The following is a 19,975-nucleotide window of genomic DNA, read 5'->3' on the forward strand; positions in this document are numbered from 1 at the left end:
AGGTACCATCTGGTACCTTCTAATGTTTAACTATAATTAAGGTTTCCTTATCGATAGCATGAACCATTCCACCAACACTTTTTGCCATTAACATAGCTTTATTTTGCAAATCTTTATTATCATTTGCATAAATTATAGGACATCCTCCAACTGGTTTCATATTTTTATCAGTTGTAATTATACCAAGAGTATAATCAGTTATACCTATGTTCATTCCCATTCCTATACACTTCCCTTCTTATCTATTTTATAATTTTTTAATGATACATTTTTACCCTTTGCACTAGATAAAATAGGACATGATTTAACTGCATCTATCAACTTATTTATATCTTTATCTACTGGAACAACAGCTATTACAAGACTACCATTATTTAGATTTATTCTTGGCAATGGATAAAAAGCTGGTTCATCTTCTTCTCTTAATATTCCTATTCTAGAATATATATTATATATAATAGCTTGACGTTGACCAGGATCATATATAGTTCCTGCATTAGCATAACTATTATCCTTCGGTATTATTTCTATTCCTAATCCCTGAGATAAATATTTCTCTCTATCTTTTTCTAATCCTATATTAGTTATACCCTTTAATTCTCCTACTTGCATAATGCATTCATCTACAAAACTAATTTTAGAAGGTACTACATCTGCTATATCACCAATACTTTGTCTTGTAAGCAGCTTTTTAAGTATAAATGCTAAAGCTAATCCACATATAGAGCTAATTATAATTGATAGAGTATCTCCTAATTTAAATTCGCTTGATACTATATAATAAATCCCTACTGTAAGAAATGAAGTTATTATACAAGTATAATTTCTAACTTCATATGTTCTAGCTATTTCTTCTATAAAAGCATTTCCTCTTTGTATTAGTTGCATATCTTCTAAATTTTGCAAAGTATCTCTTCTATTATCTCTTACTTGCCTAAATTGCTGTGCTGCTAAAGATAAGAACGTAATAGATGTATACGAACGTTCTATAAGCGCAGGTACTAATAAAGAGCCTAAAGCCGATGCTACAAATGCTAAAACTAATTGGGATAGTAAAATATTTGGTTCTGTTGGATATTGTTTTTGATCTAAATGTAACATAATTAGTCTCGATAATATTCCAATAATAATTCCTATAAAAAATATCTTATCCATTTTATCACCTCACTTTATAATTTTTCACCACTATATGCACTTTGTTTTCCCTTTGATACTTCTAATATCGGTGTACTTTTCACTACCTTTATTAATTCATCCATATCTTTAACAAGTGGTAAATAAGGAATAACTACTGTATTTTTACCTAAGTTGACTTTCGTTGTTGCTAATAAATCTTTTTCATCTATATCTTTATTTATCCCAAAATGAATAAATAAATTATGAAGCACTGCTTGTCTCTGACCTAAGTCACTAATAATTCCATAGGACTTCATATTTTTAGGTATAATCTCTATTGCAATAGCTTCTTGTAAATATTTACTTCTAGTATCCTCTAAACCTATATTTTCTATAAATACGTCATTAACTTTAAGTATCGGGCCATCAAAATTGATCTTAGCCTCAACTACATCGGCTATATCTCCTATACTACTTCTTCTTAAAAATCTTTTAAAAATAAGTCCTACTATAGCACCACCTATTGCTGCTAAAATGGTACATGGTAAAAATCCAAATTTATACGCTCTAGCAAAATATATATATATAATCGAAGCAACTAATGCTGAAAATAGACTTATATAACTTCTACTTTCATATGTAGATGATATTTCTTCTATATATGCTGCACCTTTAGGCACTACCTCTGTATTATCAATATTTTCTATTGTAATCCTTTCTTCTTGCGATAAACCTTGAAATTGTTGTATTGCTACGGCAAAAAATGTTAATGCTGAAAATTCTTTATCTATAAGGGCTGGAAATGCAATTGCACCCAAAGATGCTGATAATCCAGATATTATTATCTGTTCTAAATAATCTTGAGGTCTAGATGGATACTGCTTATCTGTTACCCTTAGTACAAAACCTCTACATAGTACTCCTATAAATAAAGCTACTATAAATGCGCGCCTAAACAAATCATCTGCTATAAGACTTTCATTCATCTGTATCAACTCCTTTTATTTCTAAATTACTAATATAAAATTTGTAATTAAAGTTAGTTTGCACAAAAATAAAAAAAAATTTCCTCTATTTTAAGGAAATTTTTTTGGAATAGTAATAATAAATTCACTACCTTGTCCTAATTCACTTTTTACATTTATAGTTCCATCTAAACTCTTTACTATATGCTTTATTATAGCTAAGCCTAAACCAGTACCACCTACATCTCTACTTCTAGCTTTATCTACTCTATAAAATCTTTCAAATATTCTATTTATATCCTCTTTAGGTATACCTATTCCATTATCGCCTACTTTTATTACTAAATTATTTTTATCATAATAAACCTCTACATATACATTGTTATTCTCTGGTGTATATTTAATGGCATTATCAATTAAATTTAAAAATATTTGCTTTATATAATCTCGATTGGATAGTATTGATATACTTTGATCACTAAATTTATAGCTTACATTTATATTTTTAGATTTAGCGAAATAATCTGTCATTTCGTATACTTCCATAAAAATTTCATATATATTCACTAATTCTAACGATTTAGTTTCATTCTTCTCTATAAATGATAATAATAATATATCATCTATAAGCCTTTTTAACCTATCCGATTCACTTTCAATTATTCCTAGAAACCTATTTCTAGTTGCTACATCTATATTTTCATTTAACTTCAAAGTTTCTACAAATCCACTTATAGATGTAAGAGGTGTTTTTAATTCATGACTTACATTAGCAACAAAATCAGTTCTCATATTTTCTAATTTAACTTTTTCAGTTATATCTTTAATATTTATAATTGAACCAATTATTACGTTATTCATATCTTGTAGATATATTGGGTCTAAATTTATACTATATACTATTTCATCATCAGTTGTAATTTCTACATATTTACTTTCTTTAGATCCCTTAAATAAAGCAATTTCTTTTAGTAAACTTGATTCCTGTATTATAATATTTATATTTTTTCCCTCTATAATTTTATCTTCATTGCACTTTAATATACTTTTAGCTTCATCATTTATAAGCATTATATTACCATCAATATCAACGGCTAAAATTCCATGAGATATACTTTTTAATATCGATGTCATTTGAAGGTGATTATATTCTACTTCTTCAATTTTACTATTCATTATATCTATCATGTCATTAAAGTTTTTGCTTAATTCTCCAAGTTCACCTCTTACATCTATATTTAGACGAGAATGAAATTCTCTATTGCTTATATTCTTAGATGTTTTTATAAATGCTTTTAAATAATTTCTAAGCCTTATATTGTATCTAATACATATTATTGATACTGTAGATGATATTAGCGTTATAAAAACTAATACAATATTATCCATAAAGTTATCTCCTAACTTTTAATCTATCTTATATCCTACTCCTCTTATAGTTTGTATATATTTTTCTGATGAATCGTCTCCTTCTATTTTCTTTCTTAAATATCTAATATGAACATCTACGGTTCTAGTTTCACCATAATAGTCATACCCCCATATTTTATCTAAAAGATAATTTCTTGAAAGTACTTTGCCTTTATTTTCAAGCAAAAGCTTTAAAAGTTCAAATTCTTTAAGAGTTAAATCAACTTTTTCATTTCCTTTAAAAACCTCATGTTTAAGAAGATTTACATTTAAATTCCCTACAGTTAAAATATTGTCAATATTTTCTTTATTTATATTATATCGTCTAAGTACAGAACTTACTCTAGCTAATAGTTCTTTTATACTAAATGGCTTTGTTATATAATCATCTGCACCTAATTCTAATCCTTCTATTTTGTCACTTTCCATATTCTTAGCAGTCAGCATTATAACTGGTATATCAGATAAAGATTTTTCGCTTCTTATCTTCTTTAGCATATCTATACCACTTATATTCGGTAACATCCAATCTAGAAGAACCAAATGTGGTATATTCTCTTTTATTTTAAGATATCCATCTAGTCCATCATACGCAATATCTACTTCATATCCTGATGTTTCTAAATTAAATTTAATAAGTTCTACTATATGAATTTCGTCATCTATAATAAGGATTTTAGGCTTCATTATTATATATCCTCCTTTATTTTATCTGCAGTATAGTACCTATTCTTTCTAGAGTTTGGTTATGTTTTCTATAAGAATGGAATTTATCACTATTACAACTAGTACATAATTTTAGATTTATTATATTTTCATCCTTAACTCCACATTCCCTTAATATATACTCATTAACTTTCCATAAATCTAATTTATATCTACCTTCTTCTATTGTATAAAATTTTTCTGTACTATTTGTAAAATTCATGTTAAATTTTTCAACTAAATCTTTAGATACTTCATAACAACAAGGACCTATAGACGGACCTATAACACATACTAAATCTTCAGGATTCGTATTATAATTATCTATCATTTTCTCTATAGTTTTTTTAGCTATTACATCATAAGTCCCTCTCCATCCAGCATGAGCTAGGGCGATAGCTTTATTCTTTTTATCTATTATAGCTATCGGCACACAATCAGCTGTAAATATTAATAAAGGTACATTAGATAAATTTGTTATTAATGCATCTCCCTCCTCTTTTTGTCCTATATTATTTTTATCTATTTTATTAACTATATTTGAATGTATCTGAATATTACTAGTTAGGTTTTCTATATTAAAATTTCCGTCTTTACAAACTACTTTCATATCTTCTCTAGATTTTGAATCTACATTACTAAGCGTTATAGCTAAGTTAACAAAATCTATATTATCATTAATTTGTTGCACTGTTATATAATTTTTCATATTAGTCTTCTCTTTCCATAAGTATATTTTTTAATTCTGTCACAAAAGTATTTATATCTTTAAATTGTCTATAAACAGATGCAAATCTTACATATGCTACTTCATCTACATCTTTTAATTTATCCATTACCATTTCTCCAATTTTTTCAGTCTCTATTTCTGAAATATAATACTTGTTTATTTCATTTTCAATAAACGCTACTATTTCTTCAATTTGTTCAACTGAAACAGGTCTTTTTTCACAAGATTTTAGTATCCCATATTTTATCTTATCTCCATCAAAGTATTCTCTCGTATTATCTTTTTTTATTACCATAATAGGTGTTGTTTCTATTTTTTCATAAGTTGTAAATCTTTTCTTACATGCCTCACATTCTCTTCTTCTTCTTATAGATTTTGAATCCGTATGTCTAGAATCCATTACCTTACATTCTTTATGATTACAATAAGGGCATTGCATCTTTATTCCTCCTTTGTCGCTATATATTAAATTCGTCTAAATTAAATTCTGATCCTATATTTACTATTATAGTATCACATCCTATCTTTAGTATATCATTCCAAGATATTGCTTCTTCTTCATATCCTCTAGAAAAAAAACCTCGTCCACTATCTCCAGATATAGAAAATGATATTACCTTGCCTTCATTAACATCCATATCTATATCAGTTATAAACCCCATTCTTTTTCCATTTTTTACATTAATTATTTCCTTTTCCATTATATCAGATACTCTTATCATATTATATCTCCTCTCAATAAAAAATATATTTATAAAAATAATTATGAACTTGGACAAAAAAAAATGACCTATATTGGTCATTTTTTAAAACTTATCTTTATACTTATCAAGCATCTCAATAAATTTTTCAACTAAATCTGGATCAAATTGTGTCCCTGCATTATCTCTTAACTCTTTAATCCCTTCTTCTTGAGTCTTTACTTTATTGTAAGGTCTATTAGAAGTCATAGCATCAAAGCTATCTGCTATTGTAAGCATCCTAGATAAATAAGGTATTTCTGTTGCTTTTAACCCACTTGGATATCCTTTACCATCGTACCTCTCATGATGGTGTTTTATTATTGGTTGAAATTCATCAAGTTGTTTTATACTTTTTATCAAATCAACACCTGTTTGAGGATGCTTAATAAACATCTGCCTCTCTGCTTCTGTCAATTTTTCTTTTTTATTTAAGACATCATCAGGTATTTCTAACTTTCCTATATCATGAAGATATGCTGATACTTGTAGGCTAATTTTTTCTTTTTTAGTTAAATTTAAATATTCACCAAAATACTTAGCATATATAACTACGCTCTCTGTGTGTCTATATGTATATCTATCTTTTTTATTTATCATATTCATAAAAGCTTTTATGAACTTAACAACATCCTTATCTATCTCCATGTTTTCATATAAATCATCTAATATACCACGATATAATTCAACTCTATTTCTATTAAACGATTTTGCTCTATATAATGCATCATCTGCAGTATTTATTAGCTGATGTTTACTTATAGCTCTTTTAGGGTATGATGATATACCTATAGATATAGTTATATTTTTATCTGGCTGATTTTCTTGACCTTTAAAATCAGTATTTTGTATAGATGCCCTAATTCTCTCACCGATTTTTACAGCATCATGTTCTGTAGTATTTGGAAGTATAGCTGCAAATTCTTCGCCGCCATATCTTGCTACAGCATCAGTGCTTCTAATACAACTTTTCATTATTTGACCAATTTCTTTAAGAATTAAATCTCCAGCTTGATGACCATTAACGTCATTAAAATTTTTAAAATAATCTATATCCATAAATAACAATGATACCTCTTGTTTTTCTTTATCTGCGTTATTAATAGCTTTTTGTAAAAACTCTTGAAAATATCTATGATTATATAATCCTGTAAGTTCATCTATATTGGCTAGATTTTTTAGTTCTTTACTATGCTCTCTTTCTATATCTACATACATACCTAATATAAATGCAGTTACAAATAATGCACTAAATAAGATTAAATCTTTTTCAAAATATCCACTCAAGAGTTGTTTATTTGATCCTATTGATAAAAAGTCAATAGCTAATATTATAATCATGGATATAGTTGCTATTCCTAAACTATAATTTCTACCAAATTGTATAGCACCTATTAATACTATAAAAATTCCAAGTAATTTATATCCACTATCTTGTAATCCCGTAGTCATAATCGTCAGGATAAAAACACATAACATAATCGTTGTTTCTATATAATCAGCTATCTTAGGACATTTGTCTATTCTACCTCTTATATAAACCACTATCCAAGAAAAATAAGCTAATACAGCAACTAATATTATACTAAATACAATAGGCACTAATACAACATTTATAATTTCTTTCTTAAAATTATATGCACTTGATATAGCTATCATACTTAGTGCTATATATATAATTTTTAATATTACAATTATCTCAAATACTTGTTTATTTCTTTTCTGTTCAAAACTACTCATACAATTTCACCTAATTAAGCATTTCCATTAATCAAAAACCATAAGGATATGTATTTCCTTATGGTTTTTTACTATTCTTCTCTTAATGATTTTGGCATTTCTGGTTCAAAAAATATAAGTGCACAATAAGTTGAAGCTCCTTTAGCTACACCTGATATTAATTCTGATAAAGCGTTAAATAGAAAATTCATTTTTATTCCCCCTATTTTCTTAAATATATATTTTAAAATAATTTAATTATTATTCTAAAATCATAGTAATGTTTTATTTATAAAACAAACAAATACTTTATCTAATAAATTGATAAATTTTGTACCTATATTTGTTAAAACTATCATTTGTAAAAATATACCTAGTATAAAAGATACTATAATACTTTTTACAATATTTAGCTTCAAAATATAATATATAATATATAATATTATAATCAAAATAATATATATATTAAGTAAAGTAAATGCTTTCTTTCTTAATTTATTTCTAGTTTTTTCATTATTCAATGGCTTATTTTTAGACGGAACTGGACATTTATAGTATATCATATAATAAGAAAATGCTATAATTGTCATTCCTATTAAAACAATATTATTTATATCTATATTAATAGATATAAATCTACAGACTGTTGATAATATTAATGATAATATAATTCCAATAATTAAACATATTTCTGGCGTACTTGCATGAACTCCACCAGTATATCTTTTAAATAATGCACTAGTAATAGTTATTAACGACATTTCAATTATCATTCCAGTTATTAATCCTACTAATATAGTAAGAATTATACCTAGAAAGGTATGAATAATCATAAATAATCCATAATTTAGTACAGCCTTTTGTTCTTCATCTTTATCAAGTCTATCCCCTAGTCTCGTAGATAAATTTAGTGAAATTTTATCTATAACCCCCATATCTAACCTCTTATTTTAAACTTTAATATATTATCTTTTATATATCTTAATAATAACACTATTAAAAACATTATTAGTAGTGACGGAAGTGTTATTATTGCTCCTTGTAATGTGGTATTATCCGTTAAGCGTTCAACGTTTATATTTAACAGCGATGTAGCTATTAATATATAAATACCTTCACTAAGTGCTAATGATATCCATACAAGACAAGTAGATACCATAGATTTTACTATATCATTACGGGCACACTTAAGTAGTATTATACATAAAGCTATCATAGACAATACTGAATGAACTCCAAAAGTTATAGGTAATAACCTTATAATACCTATTATAATCCCTAAAATTATTCCATATTTAAATATTTTTTTCTTATCTATATTAATACCTAATAGAATTACCCCAGATAATACTAAAATTAAACTTTCAGGAAAAGTCCTTGTAAATATATAAACTAAAGATGATTCTAGCACGAAATATCCTCCTATTTAATGTATACTCATATTATATCATCATTTAATATGAAATTTCAAACTATAATGCTATATTTTTACATTTTATTCGGATAAAAAAACGTTGGTATATAAATACCAACGATAATAATAAGTTTATTATATATATTTTTTCATATTTTTAAGTGCATTTTTTTCTATTCTTGATACTTGTGCTTGCGATATACCTATTTCATCTGCTACCTCAATTTGAGTTCTTCCTTTGTAAAATCTTAAATCCAATACTAATTTTTCTCTACTATTTAATTTTTTAATAGCTTCTTTCAATGCTATTTCCTGTAACCAATTTTCATCTGTATCCTTCTTGTCTTGTACTTGGTCCATTACAAATATTGCATCTCCATTATCTTGATACACTGGATCAAATAAAGATATTGGATCTTGTATTGCATCTAGAGCCATAACTACATCCTCTACTTCTAATTCTAACTCTTTTGCTATCTCCGATACTGTAGGTTCTTTAGCATTATTTCTTACTAATCTTTCTCTAACTTGCAATGCCTTATATGCAATATCTTTTAATGACCTACTTACTCTTATAGGATTATTATCTCTTAAGTATCTTCTTATTTCTCCTATTATCATAGGTACTGCATAAGTTGAAAATCTTACATTTTGACTTAGATCAAAGTTATCTATTGCTTTAATAAGTCCTATGCATCCTATTTGAAATAAGTCATCTATGTTTTCTCCTCTGTTATTGAATTTCTGTATAACACTTAAAACTAATCTTAAATTACCTCTAACAAACTCTTGTCTTGCTTCTTCATCTCCCGCTTTTATTTTCAAAAGAAGTTCCATCATTTGATTATTTTTAAGAACTGGAAGTTCAGATGTATTTACACCACAGATTTCAACTTTATTTATTTGCATATATTTCAGTCCTCTCTTAAAAGTTTTCTTATATGAAATTATTTACACATCATATATTTTTATACTTTTAAGAGTAAATTATTTATCTACACAAATTTTTTCATTTCTTTTTTTAATCTAGATATTATTTTCTTTTCTAACCTTGATATATAAGATTGAGATATTCCAAGCATTGTAGCAACTTCCTTTTGCGTTCTTTCTTCACCTCTTGTAGTTAATCCAAATCTTAATTCCATTATTTGCTTTTCCCTATCTGATAATCTATCTAGTGCCATAACTAATAAATCTTTGTCTATCTCTTCCTCTATAATTTTGTATATTTCATCATTTTCAGTTCCTAATACATCTGATAATAATAATTCATTACCATCTACATCTATATTTAATGGTTCATCAAACGAAACTTCAATTTTTTTCTTATTATTTTTTCTAAGGTACATAAGAATTTCATTTTCTATACATCTAGATGCATATGTTGCCAATTTTATATTCTTATTTAATTTAAAAGTATTTACTGCTTTTATAAGCCCTATTGTCCCTATAGATATTAAATCTTCTATATCTATTCCAGTATTTTCAAATTTTCTAGATATATATACAACTAATCTTAGATTTCTTTCTATTAAAATTTGTTTTATACTATCATCAGTTTCTAATCGCTGTAATAATTCCATTTCTTCTTCTGGATTTAATGGCGGAGGTAGTATATTTACCCCTCCCATATAAAAAATACTTTTTGGTTTTATAATATTAAGCTTAATTAGTATTAATACTATTTTACTTAACACCTTTGATATTAATAACTTCACTTTTTTCTCCCCCTTTTTAACTAAACCTCTTGTAATATACTTGGATTTAAAATAGCATCATATTCAGAATCATCAAAGTTAGATAGTCCAATAACAACATTACTTATCTTATTTTTATCAATTTCAACATAATCAACTTTAATCCCTAAAATTATTGAACTATTATTACCTCCTGCATGCTTATATGGAATAAGTTTGACTCTTGAGATTAACCCTCTATCTGAAGAACTTATAATATTTTGCACTTTGGATATATCCATATTCTCATAATCATATTCTACTAACTCATCACTTATAATTCCTTTTAATGTCCTTGATTTAACTATTATAACCTCATTATTACCTAGAGGGTCTTTCAATAAATTTCCACTATCTATTAAAGCCTCACATGTACAATGTTTACCAAGTAAATTTATATCTATTGTCTTTTTTATATCCTTAATATATTTAAGAGTTTTTATATCTCTGTATATGTATTTAAGCAATTCGCAACTTATATACGCACATACTATTAAGAATGATACTTTCATATGTTCTATACCTGTGAAATAAATTATAAAATAAGTACTTCCACATATAAAAACATTTACTAAATAAAACACTACAGATATTCTTATAAATTCTTTTTTATCTCTATAGGTAAATGATATTAATGTTATAAAAGTCATAATTAATAACTTAAATGGCAATGTGAATAATATTTCTAATCTAGGATATAGATATACAACTGAGTATATAGTGCCCATAAAAGAACCTAGCCATCTTTTTTTTTTGCTACTATACTTTTTTATAAGAATAGAAGTACAACTTATAATAATATAATTTATTAATAGGTTTTCTATAATGTAATATTCTATATACATTACATTACCTCCCTTTATCTTTGTAATATATTATAAGTCAATCTATACTTTATTTTATGTCACTTTTAACAGTCGAAAGGTATTTAATTTATAATATAAATAAACAAAAAAATAAAGCATTCTACTATTAAGTGTTAGTTGCTTATGTTTTTATATTATTTATTTGTTGAATTAATTTAATATAAGTAAATTTTTATCTTATTTTTTATTGATAGATAAACATAATCTAAATAAAAATTTGCTCTGCTTATATAGCACAAAACTTTGTCTGTTATTCAAAATCTTTTTTACTACCAAAACTAGTTTATTTATATTATTTAAATCCAGAAATTATCCTCACCTTTTAAGTATTATAATATCTTTAATAAAAAATTCACTTCGCTTGAGCGACGTGTCGGCGAAATATTTCAAAATATCATTTTTACATTTATAAGGTTATTGATAATACTTGTATTCATAGGTTATCCATATTTTTTTCTAACTATAATTTCCTTAAGCATAAAAAAAAGAAGCCGATTGGCTTCTTAATATATCTATCTTCTTCTTCTTAAGAAAGTTGGTATTTCCATATCATCATCTAATATAGAACTTCTTCTTGGTTCTTCTTTAGTAACAGCAACCTCTTCCTTTACTTCAACTTCGATAGGCTTAGTAGCTATCGGAGCTGTATTTAATGTTGGTCTAGGCGTAGTTTTAACCTTTTCTATCACTTCTGATTCCATATGTTTTGCTTCATCAAATCCTGTAGCTATTACTGTTATTCTTATTTCTTCGCCTAAATCTTCTCTTATAGAAGCACCAAATATTATATTTGCTTCTGGGTCACAAGATTCTTGAACTAAAGTTGATGCTTCATTTATTTCAAGAAGACCTAAGTTAGCTCCACCTGTTATATTAAGTAATACACCTTTAGCTCCTCTTATAGATGTTTCTAAAAGTGGAGATTGTATTGCTTCTCTAGCTGCTTCTATAGATCTATTTTCTCCAGTAGCTTTACCTATACCCATATGAGCTAGCCCTTGTTCTTTCATTACAGAAGTAACATCTGCAAAGTCTAGGTTTATAAGACCTGGTACTGCTATAAGATCAGATATTGATTGTATACCTTGCTTTAATACGTCATCTGCCATAGAGAATGCATCTAACATAGAAGTATTCTTTTGAACTATTTGTAATAATCTATCGTTAGGTATAGTTATTAATGTATCTACTTTAGATTTTAATTCTGCTATTCCATTTTCAGCATTTTTCATTCTTACTTTACCTTCAAATACAAATGGCTTAGTAACAACTCCTACTGTAAGAATTCCCATTTCCTTTGCTAATTGAGCTATAACAGGCGCTGCACCAGTACCTGTTCCTCCACCCATACCAGCTGTAACAAATACCATATCAGCACCTTCAAGTACTTTTATTATTTCATCTTTACTTTCTTCTGCTGCTTTCTTTCCAACTTCAGGATTTGCTCCTGCTCCTAATCCTCTAGTAAGCTTTTCACCTATTTGGATTTTGTGTTCAGCTTTTGATGTATGTAAAGCTTGCTTATCTGTATTAACTGCGATAAACTCGACACCTTGAAGTTGAGCTTCTACCATTCTATTAACTGCGTTATTTCCACCGCCACCTGCGCCGATTACTTTAATTTGCGCAAGACCATCTATTTCTACGTCAAAGTTTAGCATATATAGACCTCCTTGTTTTATAATTGTAAGTAAATGTATGTATTAATTATATCATTTAATTCTACGTTTTGTTAATTCTTAAGTAATTTATTCCACAAAAATATTTATTTTCCTCTTTTTTTATCACTAATTTTTGTAACAATATGTCTCCTTATTAGCGATAAATTGTCAAATAATCTCGACCCAAAGACTAGTATAGCGACATAATAAAGCGGTAGACCTAATCTATCTCCTATATATGTCAATATTATAGCTAATAGTGCATTTCCTATAAATCCAGTTAGAAATATTAAGTTATCATACTTGCCTTGTAATCCTGACTTTACTGCACCAAATATTGAATCCATAGTCGCAAGTATTGCTACCGACATATATAAAGAATAATTTGCTGGATAAGTAAATGGAATATAAAATCCTACTACTATACCAAGTGCTAGCCCCACTAGTATCCATATCATAATTCTCACCTTTTCTATTTTACTTTGAAACTAATATATTTTTCAAGTTTTTTAATACTTTTTTATTCATATTTTTTGAAAGAATTTATTATAATATCATTTTCTTCATCTACTTTTATATAAATGCCATATATTTCTTGTAATATACTAGCATATGATTCTGGAGAAAGTACTGAAGCTTTTAATGTTTCTAAGTTTCCTATAGCTTTAATTATAAATGGTTGTCCATAAGTAGTATCATTTACTTTTATAGTTGCACCAGAACATTTTATTTTACTTAATGTAAGTATCCTCTCTTCATTTATAGATATCGCTGTAGCCCCAGCTTTTTTTAGGTCATTAACAATTCTTAATATATCTATATCATGAACTATAAGTTCATTTGGATTTTGATTTTCCTTTAACTCATTTTCACTATCTTTTATAGTTATTATTATTCCCTCTCCTTTTACTTTAGATTCTCCTGTAATATCTTTTAAGTATGATAATTCATATTCCATTAGTTCCCTAACAGATTTTTCATTTGAAAATTTTTGCTCGTATATTTCTAAATCTTTTTGATATTCACTTTTAATTTTTCTAAGCTTTTCTATTTGTTTATTTTCTATATCGATTTCATATTCTAAATTTTTCTTTTCTTCTAATGTTATATAAACCTTATTTGGATCTAAAGTCTTAATATATATCACTATAAGAATACCTAATATAAACGCACATAAAACAACCATTTTATGATTTATATATTTCTTTCTTTTATTCATTTAAATTACCAACATCTATATCTTTTATTTTTTTATCATAACCATTTATGTTTATATTATCATCACTCTTTATATCTACTTTATAGTTATAATATTTTTCTATCTCCCAAGCAATACCATACTTAATTTTAAGTGCAGACTCTAATGTATCTTTATCTCCTATAGCGTTTATAGTTATTGGCTCTTTTATTTTAGTATTATTTATATATAAACTATCTTCTTTTAAATTTAAATATGTATCAAATACTATCCTTTCTTCATTTATAGATATAGCAGTTGCTTGAGCTGAATTTAATTTATTTATAATGGATAATATTAAATCATAATTATAAATTATACTATCTTCCGAACCATTATTTATCAATTTAATTGTGATTCCAGGTCCATTAATATTTGTATACCCTGCTAGTTCTTCATAATAATTAATTTCAGCTTTTAATATATCATCACCGTCTTTATATTTATCTATATCCCTTTTTATTGTATTTATTTGCTCTTTCAAACTATTTTCTACTGTTTTTAATGATTTTAATTCTAGTAGTAGTTGCTCTCCTTTTTTAGATGTAGTCATTCCTTCATTTTCTAAGTTAATTGTCTTGAATTGAATACTTATTAATACACCTAAAAATATACTACAAATAACTACACTTTTATATGGAATTTTTATTTTCATAATATCAACTCCTATTGGACTTAAATTTTAAGGCCTATATAACGCATTCTTTCCAGTAGACAAATCAATTTCTCCTCCTTTTTCTTTCTTATTCTGTAAATCAGTTAGAATCATTGCTAATCTAGATATATTATATTTTACCTCTTCATCATTATTTAATAATATATTTATATCATCATTAGTGTTAATATTTATAGAATCATCTTTTGTCATGTCTATATTGTCTATTTTTTTATAAATGCCTTCTTCTTTTATAGACTCTAGTAAATATAGTAACCTTTTTCTATCTTCTTCATTCTTAAATTTTATCTCCTGTAAATCAGTTATATTATAATCTATATTTACTATAATTACTCCATTATCTTTATTATCTTCATCAATTTTATCTATAAAATTACCTTCTTTATCTATATAACAATATACTTCTTCATTATATAAATTTGCCACTATTTCTTTTTCTACTATATTAATCTTTAAAGTATTTGGTAGCGATCTTTTTATTTCAACTTCATCAATATATTTATTTCTTAATAAACTTTCCTCCATGTCCTTTATATTATATCTAAATATGTTCTTGCTATTATTTATATCTAGAGCTTTTATAATATACTCTGATTCAACATATTTGTTTCCATCGATTTCAATATTTTCACTAATAAATACTCCACTATTTAATGCTGTATATAAAACTATAACTATAATCAATAAAAGACTAAAAATAATAACTACTTTGCTATTGTTTATCTTTTTTTTATTTTTTTTCATATATGTACCTCTCTTAATCTATATTTTATATATAAATACAACTTTTATAGTGAGATTTCCTACATATATCTTAATTTATATTATATTTTAACTTATAAATTTATTCATTTACTTAATGCTCTAAACTTCTTTATTAAATATAAAAATGTCATAAAGCCTTTATTTATCTTTTATTTAGTTATAAATGCATCCCCATTAAATCAGTAGATTTAACAATTTAACTGTGTAGTTTTTCTAAACCCTTTACAATGTATATATTTTCTGTTATATATCAGCTACCCTTCTAATAAATTCTGTACAATGTATAAATCTATTTTCAAAGATATTTTCATGAAATACACTCACATCCTGCAAGATATCTTATTTTTATATAATATAGCCTTCCTTTTATTTTATTGTCATCGCTAACTATATACTTAAACACAAATAATCCCCTCTAGTATATAATTTAAAATCATATACTAAAGGGGATGTATGTTACTTTTTCTTTATTCCTATTACTTTACCTTGACTACCTGTGTCTTCTTTTTTATCTAAGTCTACATTAGTCTCGATATCTTCTTCTTTTTTAGATTTTTTATTTTCTTTTTTAGGTGATTTTTCCTTATTATTAGCATTATATATCTTTAAAATTTCATCATATATAAGATCTATAGCTTCTGGCTTTCCTATTTCTTTACTTTTATTAGCCATTTCTAATAATTCTTCTTTATTTCCTAAAAGTCTAGTTACTGCATCATTTAATCTTACATCAGTTAAGTTCTTTTCAAGTATAGCAATTCCTGCACCCTGTTTTTCTATACTTTTAGCGTTATACTCTTGATGATTTTCTGCAGTATATGCTTTTGGAATTATTATAGATGGCTTTCCAAGCGCAGTTATCTCAGCTAATGATATAGCACCTGCACTGCCTATAACTAAATCACTTGCAGCTAGTGCATTCGCCATATCCTCTAAATACGGAACTACTCTTTGATATGGCTTTAAATGTAAATCTTCTATGCTATTAATAAACTCATTATAATATGACTTTCCAGTAGCAAATATAAAAGCAACATCATCTTTAACCATATTTCTAACTACCAACTTCATAGCATCATTTATTTTTCTAGATCCTCCACTACCACCATAACAAAGAACCATTTTTTTATCTTCTGTTATTCCTAAATTTCTTCTTGCTATAGATTTTCTAGCCACTAATATTTCTTTTCTAACCGGATTTCCTGTAAGTACTAATTTTTCTCTTGTTCCTTCTGGAAATCTTTGATGTGAGTCTTCAAAGCTAGTTAATACTGTTGTAACCATTTTAGCAAGTATTTTATTAGTAACACCTGGAAAAGAATTTTGCTCATGTACTACAGTTGGAACTTTTCCCATAGCTGCATTAAATAGTACCGGTCCACTTACATAACCTCCTGTACCGATTACTACATCTGGTTTAAATTTCTTAACTACTTTTCTAGATTGCTCTAAACCTTTAAATAACTTAAAAACTCTTTTTACATTATCTAAATCTACTTTTCTTTTAAATCCTTGAACTGTCACTGTTTTTAATTCATATCCATACTTAGGAACTATCTCCGACTCTATTCCCTTTTCTGTCCCTACAAATAATATTTCTGCATCTGGATTTTCTTCTTTTATTTTATTTGCGATAGCTATAGCTGGATACACATGCCCTCCAGTTCCACCGCCAGATAATAAAACTCTCATTTAACCATCTCCTGTTAGTTCATTTTGACATATTTTGAAATGTTTAATACTATACCAACAGCACTCATAAATATAATAAGTGAGGTTCCTCCATAGCTTATAAACGGAAGTGCAACTCCTGTAACTGGCATTGATGAAGTTGCTACCGCTATATTTAATGCCGCTTGAATTCCTATTTGAGCGCCTATACCAATTACAACCATACATGTAAATATATCTGTACAATTTAATGCTATTCTTACACATCTGTATACTAATATGACAAACAACATTATTACTACTGCACATCCTATAAGCCCTAGCTCTTCACCTATTATAGCAAATATAAAATCATTTTGTGGTTCAGGTATGTAAAACCATTTTTGTTGACTCTTCCCAAGACCCATTCCAAACAGTCCACCTGATCCTAATGCATAAAGACCTTGTATAACTTGGTATCCATTTCCTAATGGGTCTTGAAATGGATCTAAAAATGATAATATACGTTTTAATCTATATTCAGATGTAAGTGCTAAAAGTAAAAATAAACCTACACCACTACCAAACATAGCCATTACAAACTTCATACTAAGACCAGCTACAAATATCATAACAAATGTAACTAATATTATAGTTCCTGCCGTAGACATATTTGGTTGAAGCATTATTAAACTGAAAAATATCCCTGGTATTACTAAAATTGGTAATACTCCTTTAGTTAATGACTTCATATTGTCATATCTTTTTTCTATAAGCTTCGCTGTAATTATGATAGTAGCAAATTTTGCAATTTCTGCTGGTTGTATAGTAAATGCCCCAAATCCTAACCAGCGCCTTGCACCATTTGCTTTTATACCTAATGGTGTTAATACTAAAAGTAATAATATAACTGATACTATTCCTATTACTTTAGCATTTTTCTTCCAAAATCTATAATCTATATTAGATATTATAATCATAGATATAAATCCTAAAATAGCATAAATAACATTCCTTTTTAAAAAGTAATAAGAATCATTATGTTTAAATGCAGATTGAACAAAACTTGCACTAAACACCATAATGATACCTATAAATACTAAAGTCATAGTTGTATAAAATATTACACTATCAAATTCCGTTTTAATACTCTTATCAATTTGTTTTTTTAAAGCTTCTTTTGCCATGCTAAAGCTTTCCCTCCATTCCCTAGATAAGAGGTTACCTTAAATTGTTTACATTATCTTTGAAGTCAATACCCCTTACTTCAAAACTTTTATACATATCCCAACTTGCACATGCAGGCGATAATAAAACTACATCTCCATCTTTTGCAATTTGATAAGAAGCATTTACAGCTTCTTTCATATCTTTTACTATAGTTATATTATCAAATCCTTTATTTTGAGCACATTCTTTTATCTTTTGTGCAGTTTCACCTAGTAAAACCAATGCATATACATTTTCTTTTGCAATATCTAAAAATTCATCAAAACTACTTTGTTTATCCATTCCACCAGCTATTAATACTATTGGTCTATTATAAGATTGAACAGCTTTTATACTTGAATCTGGATTTGTAGCTTTTGAATCATTTACAAACATTATTCCATTTAAATTTCTTACAAACTCTTGTCTATGTTCTACCCCAGCAAAAGTTTTTAATACTTTCCTTATAACATCTATATCTATATTAGATACATATGCTATTGCTGCAGCTGCCATACAATTTTCTAGATTATGGTCTCCAGGAAGACTAAGTTCATCTTTATTTAAAAGTGTAATTTTTTCATCTATGTTTATAATAATATTTTTTTTCTCATCTAAATATATTCCATACTCTAAGCTTTTTTTCCTAGAAAAGAATATTTTTTTAGCTTTTACACTATCTGATAAAGATCTTACATCTTCATCGTCATAATTTAAGATGCAGAAATCTTTGCTATCTTGATTTTCAAATATTCTAGCTTTAGCTTCTATATAAGCTTTCATAGTATGGTGTCTATTTAAATGATCCTCTGTAAAATTTAGTATCGCACTTACATGAGGTTTAAATTTATCTATACTTTCAAGTTGAAAACTACTTAATTCTGTAACCAATACAGAATTTTCATTAGCAATACCTACTGTATCTATCACAGGATTTCCTATATTTCCAACTATATAAGTATCTCTACTAGCCTTTTTAAATATTTCTCCTACTAAAGATGTTGTAGTTGTTTTTCCATTAGTTCCTGTTATTCCTATAAATATAGGATTTTGAGAAAGCCTATAAGCTAATTCTACTTCTCCTATTATCTCTATATTTTTAGATTTTAACTTTAATATAAAAGGTAAATCTAATGGTACTCCTGGAGATACAACTGTTATATCTACATCATCTACATTTTCAGGATGATATCCTAATATATATTCTACATTATTTAAATCTGAAAGCTCATCTAATATATCTTTTAACTTATCTTTATCTTTTATATCATTTACAACTACTTTTGCACCTAATCTATTCAAGTGTTTAATTGTAGATACACCAGTTTTTGCTAGACCTACTAATAAAACTTTTTTATTTTTTAGATTCATTGTTT

Annotated in this window: 23 protein-coding genes; all 23 read right to left on the reverse strand. The window is 26.6% G+C overall.

The window, feature by feature from the left end; translation table 11 throughout:
* Positions 1 to 19 precede the first annotated feature (19 nt).
* Complete coding sequence (locus CRIB_RS09230) at positions 20 to 220, reverse strand: capping complex subunit for YIEGIA (protein WP_180702089.1); 201 nt, start codon at positions 218 to 220, stop codon at positions 20 to 22.
* Between the two features lie 2 nt (positions 221 to 222).
* Entirely contained in the window at positions 223 to 1,155 is a 933-nt protein-coding gene (locus CRIB_RS09235; protein WP_180702090.1) for a YIEGIA domain-containing protein, read from the reverse strand.
* Between the two features lie 14 nt (positions 1,156 to 1,169).
* A complete protein-coding gene (locus CRIB_RS09240; RefSeq protein WP_180702091.1) occupies positions 1,170 to 2,102 on the reverse strand; it encodes a YIEGIA domain-containing protein in 933 nt (310 codons plus the stop codon).
* 90 nt (positions 2,103 to 2,192) lie between these two features.
* A complete protein-coding gene (locus CRIB_RS09245) occupies positions 2,193 to 3,470 on the reverse strand; it encodes a HAMP domain-containing sensor histidine kinase (protein WP_180702092.1) in 1,278 nt (425 codons plus the stop codon).
* Positions 3,471 to 3,488: 18 nt separating this feature from the next.
* Positions 3,489 to 4,178 carry a winged helix-turn-helix domain-containing protein gene (locus CRIB_RS09250; RefSeq protein ID WP_180702093.1) on the reverse strand — a complete coding sequence of 230 codons (690 nt, stop codon included), beginning with the start codon at positions 4,176 to 4,178 and terminating at the stop codon, positions 3,489 to 3,491.
* A gap of 16 nt (positions 4,179 to 4,194) precedes the next feature.
* Positions 4,195 to 4,905, reverse strand: coding sequence for a peptidoglycan editing factor PgeF (gene pgeF / locus CRIB_RS09255; protein WP_180702094.1), 711 nt, complete (start codon positions 4,903 to 4,905; stop codon positions 4,195 to 4,197).
* 1 nt (position 4,906) lies between these two features.
* Entirely contained in the window at positions 4,907 to 5,365 is a 459-nt protein-coding gene (nrdR, locus tag CRIB_RS09260; RefSeq protein ID WP_180702095.1) for a transcriptional regulator NrdR, read from the reverse strand.
* Between the two features lie 19 nt (positions 5,366 to 5,384).
* Positions 5,385 to 5,648: a YlmC/YmxH family sporulation protein gene (locus tag CRIB_RS09265; protein ID WP_180702096.1), complete on the reverse strand. Its 264-nt coding sequence runs from the start codon at positions 5,646 to 5,648 to the stop codon at positions 5,385 to 5,387.
* 84 nt (positions 5,649 to 5,732) lie between these two features.
* Positions 5,733 to 7,406, reverse strand: coding sequence for a bifunctional diguanylate cyclase/phosphohydrolase (locus tag CRIB_RS09270; protein WP_180702097.1), 1,674 nt, complete (start codon positions 7,404 to 7,406; stop codon positions 5,733 to 5,735).
* 71 nt (positions 7,407 to 7,477) lie between these two features.
* Positions 7,478 to 7,597 carry a cyclic lactone autoinducer peptide gene (locus tag CRIB_RS09275; protein ID WP_180702098.1) on the reverse strand — a complete coding sequence of 40 codons (120 nt, stop codon included), beginning with the start codon at positions 7,595 to 7,597 and terminating at the stop codon, positions 7,478 to 7,480.
* Positions 7,598 to 7,657: 60 nt separating this feature from the next.
* The gene (locus CRIB_RS09280; protein WP_180702099.1) at positions 7,658 to 8,320 is read right to left on the reverse strand and encodes an accessory gene regulator ArgB-like protein; all 663 of its coding nucleotides are present in this window, start codon (positions 8,318 to 8,320) and stop codon (positions 7,658 to 7,660) included.
* A 2-nt stretch (positions 8,321 to 8,322) separates the two neighbouring features.
* Entirely contained in the window at positions 8,323 to 8,796 is a 474-nt protein-coding gene (locus CRIB_RS09285; protein ID WP_180702100.1) for a hypothetical protein, read from the reverse strand.
* A 138-nt stretch (positions 8,797 to 8,934) separates the two neighbouring features.
* A complete protein-coding gene (gene sigG, locus CRIB_RS09290; protein WP_180702101.1) occupies positions 8,935 to 9,708 on the reverse strand; it encodes an RNA polymerase sporulation sigma factor SigG in 774 nt (257 codons plus the stop codon).
* An 86-nt stretch (positions 9,709 to 9,794) separates the two neighbouring features.
* Positions 9,795 to 10,517, reverse strand: a complete 723-nt coding sequence (sigE, locus tag CRIB_RS09295) for an RNA polymerase sporulation sigma factor SigE (protein ID WP_180702102.1) — start codon at positions 10,515 to 10,517, stop codon at positions 9,795 to 9,797.
* Positions 10,518 to 10,537: 20 nt separating this feature from the next.
* Positions 10,538 to 11,380 (reverse strand): sigma-E processing peptidase SpoIIGA, encoded by an 843-nt coding sequence (locus tag CRIB_RS09300; protein WP_180702103.1) that lies wholly within the window; start codon positions 11,378 to 11,380, stop codon positions 10,538 to 10,540.
* A gap of 533 nt (positions 11,381 to 11,913) precedes the next feature.
* Positions 11,914 to 13,062, reverse strand: a complete 1,149-nt coding sequence (ftsZ, locus tag CRIB_RS09305) for a cell division protein FtsZ (RefSeq protein ID WP_180702104.1) — start codon at positions 13,060 to 13,062, stop codon at positions 11,914 to 11,916.
* 104 nt (positions 13,063 to 13,166) lie between these two features.
* A complete protein-coding gene (locus CRIB_RS09310) occupies positions 13,167 to 13,520 on the reverse strand; it encodes a small basic family protein (RefSeq protein ID WP_180702105.1) in 354 nt (117 codons plus the stop codon).
* Between the two features lie 62 nt (positions 13,521 to 13,582).
* Complete coding sequence (locus tag CRIB_RS09315; RefSeq protein WP_243633508.1) at positions 13,583 to 14,281, reverse strand: DUF881 domain-containing protein; 699 nt, start codon at positions 14,279 to 14,281, stop codon at positions 13,583 to 13,585.
* Positions 14,274 to 14,954 (reverse strand): DUF881 domain-containing protein, encoded by a 681-nt coding sequence (locus CRIB_RS09320; protein ID WP_180702106.1) that lies wholly within the window; start codon positions 14,952 to 14,954, stop codon positions 14,274 to 14,276. Before CRIB_RS09320 ends, CRIB_RS09315 begins: the two co-directional genes overlap by 8 nt.
* A gap of 27 nt (positions 14,955 to 14,981) precedes the next feature.
* Positions 14,982 to 15,719, reverse strand: a complete 738-nt coding sequence (locus tag CRIB_RS09325; RefSeq protein ID WP_180702107.1) for a cell division protein FtsQ/DivIB — start codon at positions 15,717 to 15,719, stop codon at positions 14,982 to 14,984.
* Between the two features lie 477 nt (positions 15,720 to 16,196).
* Positions 16,197 to 17,432 carry an undecaprenyldiphospho-muramoylpentapeptide beta-N-acetylglucosaminyltransferase gene (murG, locus tag CRIB_RS09330; RefSeq protein ID WP_180702108.1) on the reverse strand — a complete coding sequence of 412 codons (1,236 nt, stop codon included), beginning with the start codon at positions 17,430 to 17,432 and terminating at the stop codon, positions 16,197 to 16,199.
* 14 nt (positions 17,433 to 17,446) lie between these two features.
* The gene (gene spoVE, locus CRIB_RS09335; protein WP_180702109.1) at positions 17,447 to 18,577 is read right to left on the reverse strand and encodes a stage V sporulation protein E; all 1,131 of its coding nucleotides are present in this window, start codon (positions 18,575 to 18,577) and stop codon (positions 17,447 to 17,449) included.
* A 34-nt stretch (positions 18,578 to 18,611) separates the two neighbouring features.
* A complete protein-coding gene (murD, locus tag CRIB_RS09340) occupies positions 18,612 to 19,970 on the reverse strand; it encodes a UDP-N-acetylmuramoyl-L-alanine--D-glutamate ligase (protein ID WP_180702110.1) in 1,359 nt (452 codons plus the stop codon).
* Positions 19,971 to 19,975 lie beyond the last annotated feature (5 nt).

This window comes from Romboutsia ilealis, from assembly GCF_900015215.1.
In the GTDB taxonomy this organism is placed as follows: Bacteria; Bacillota; Clostridia; order Peptostreptococcales; family Peptostreptococcaceae; genus Romboutsia; species Romboutsia ilealis.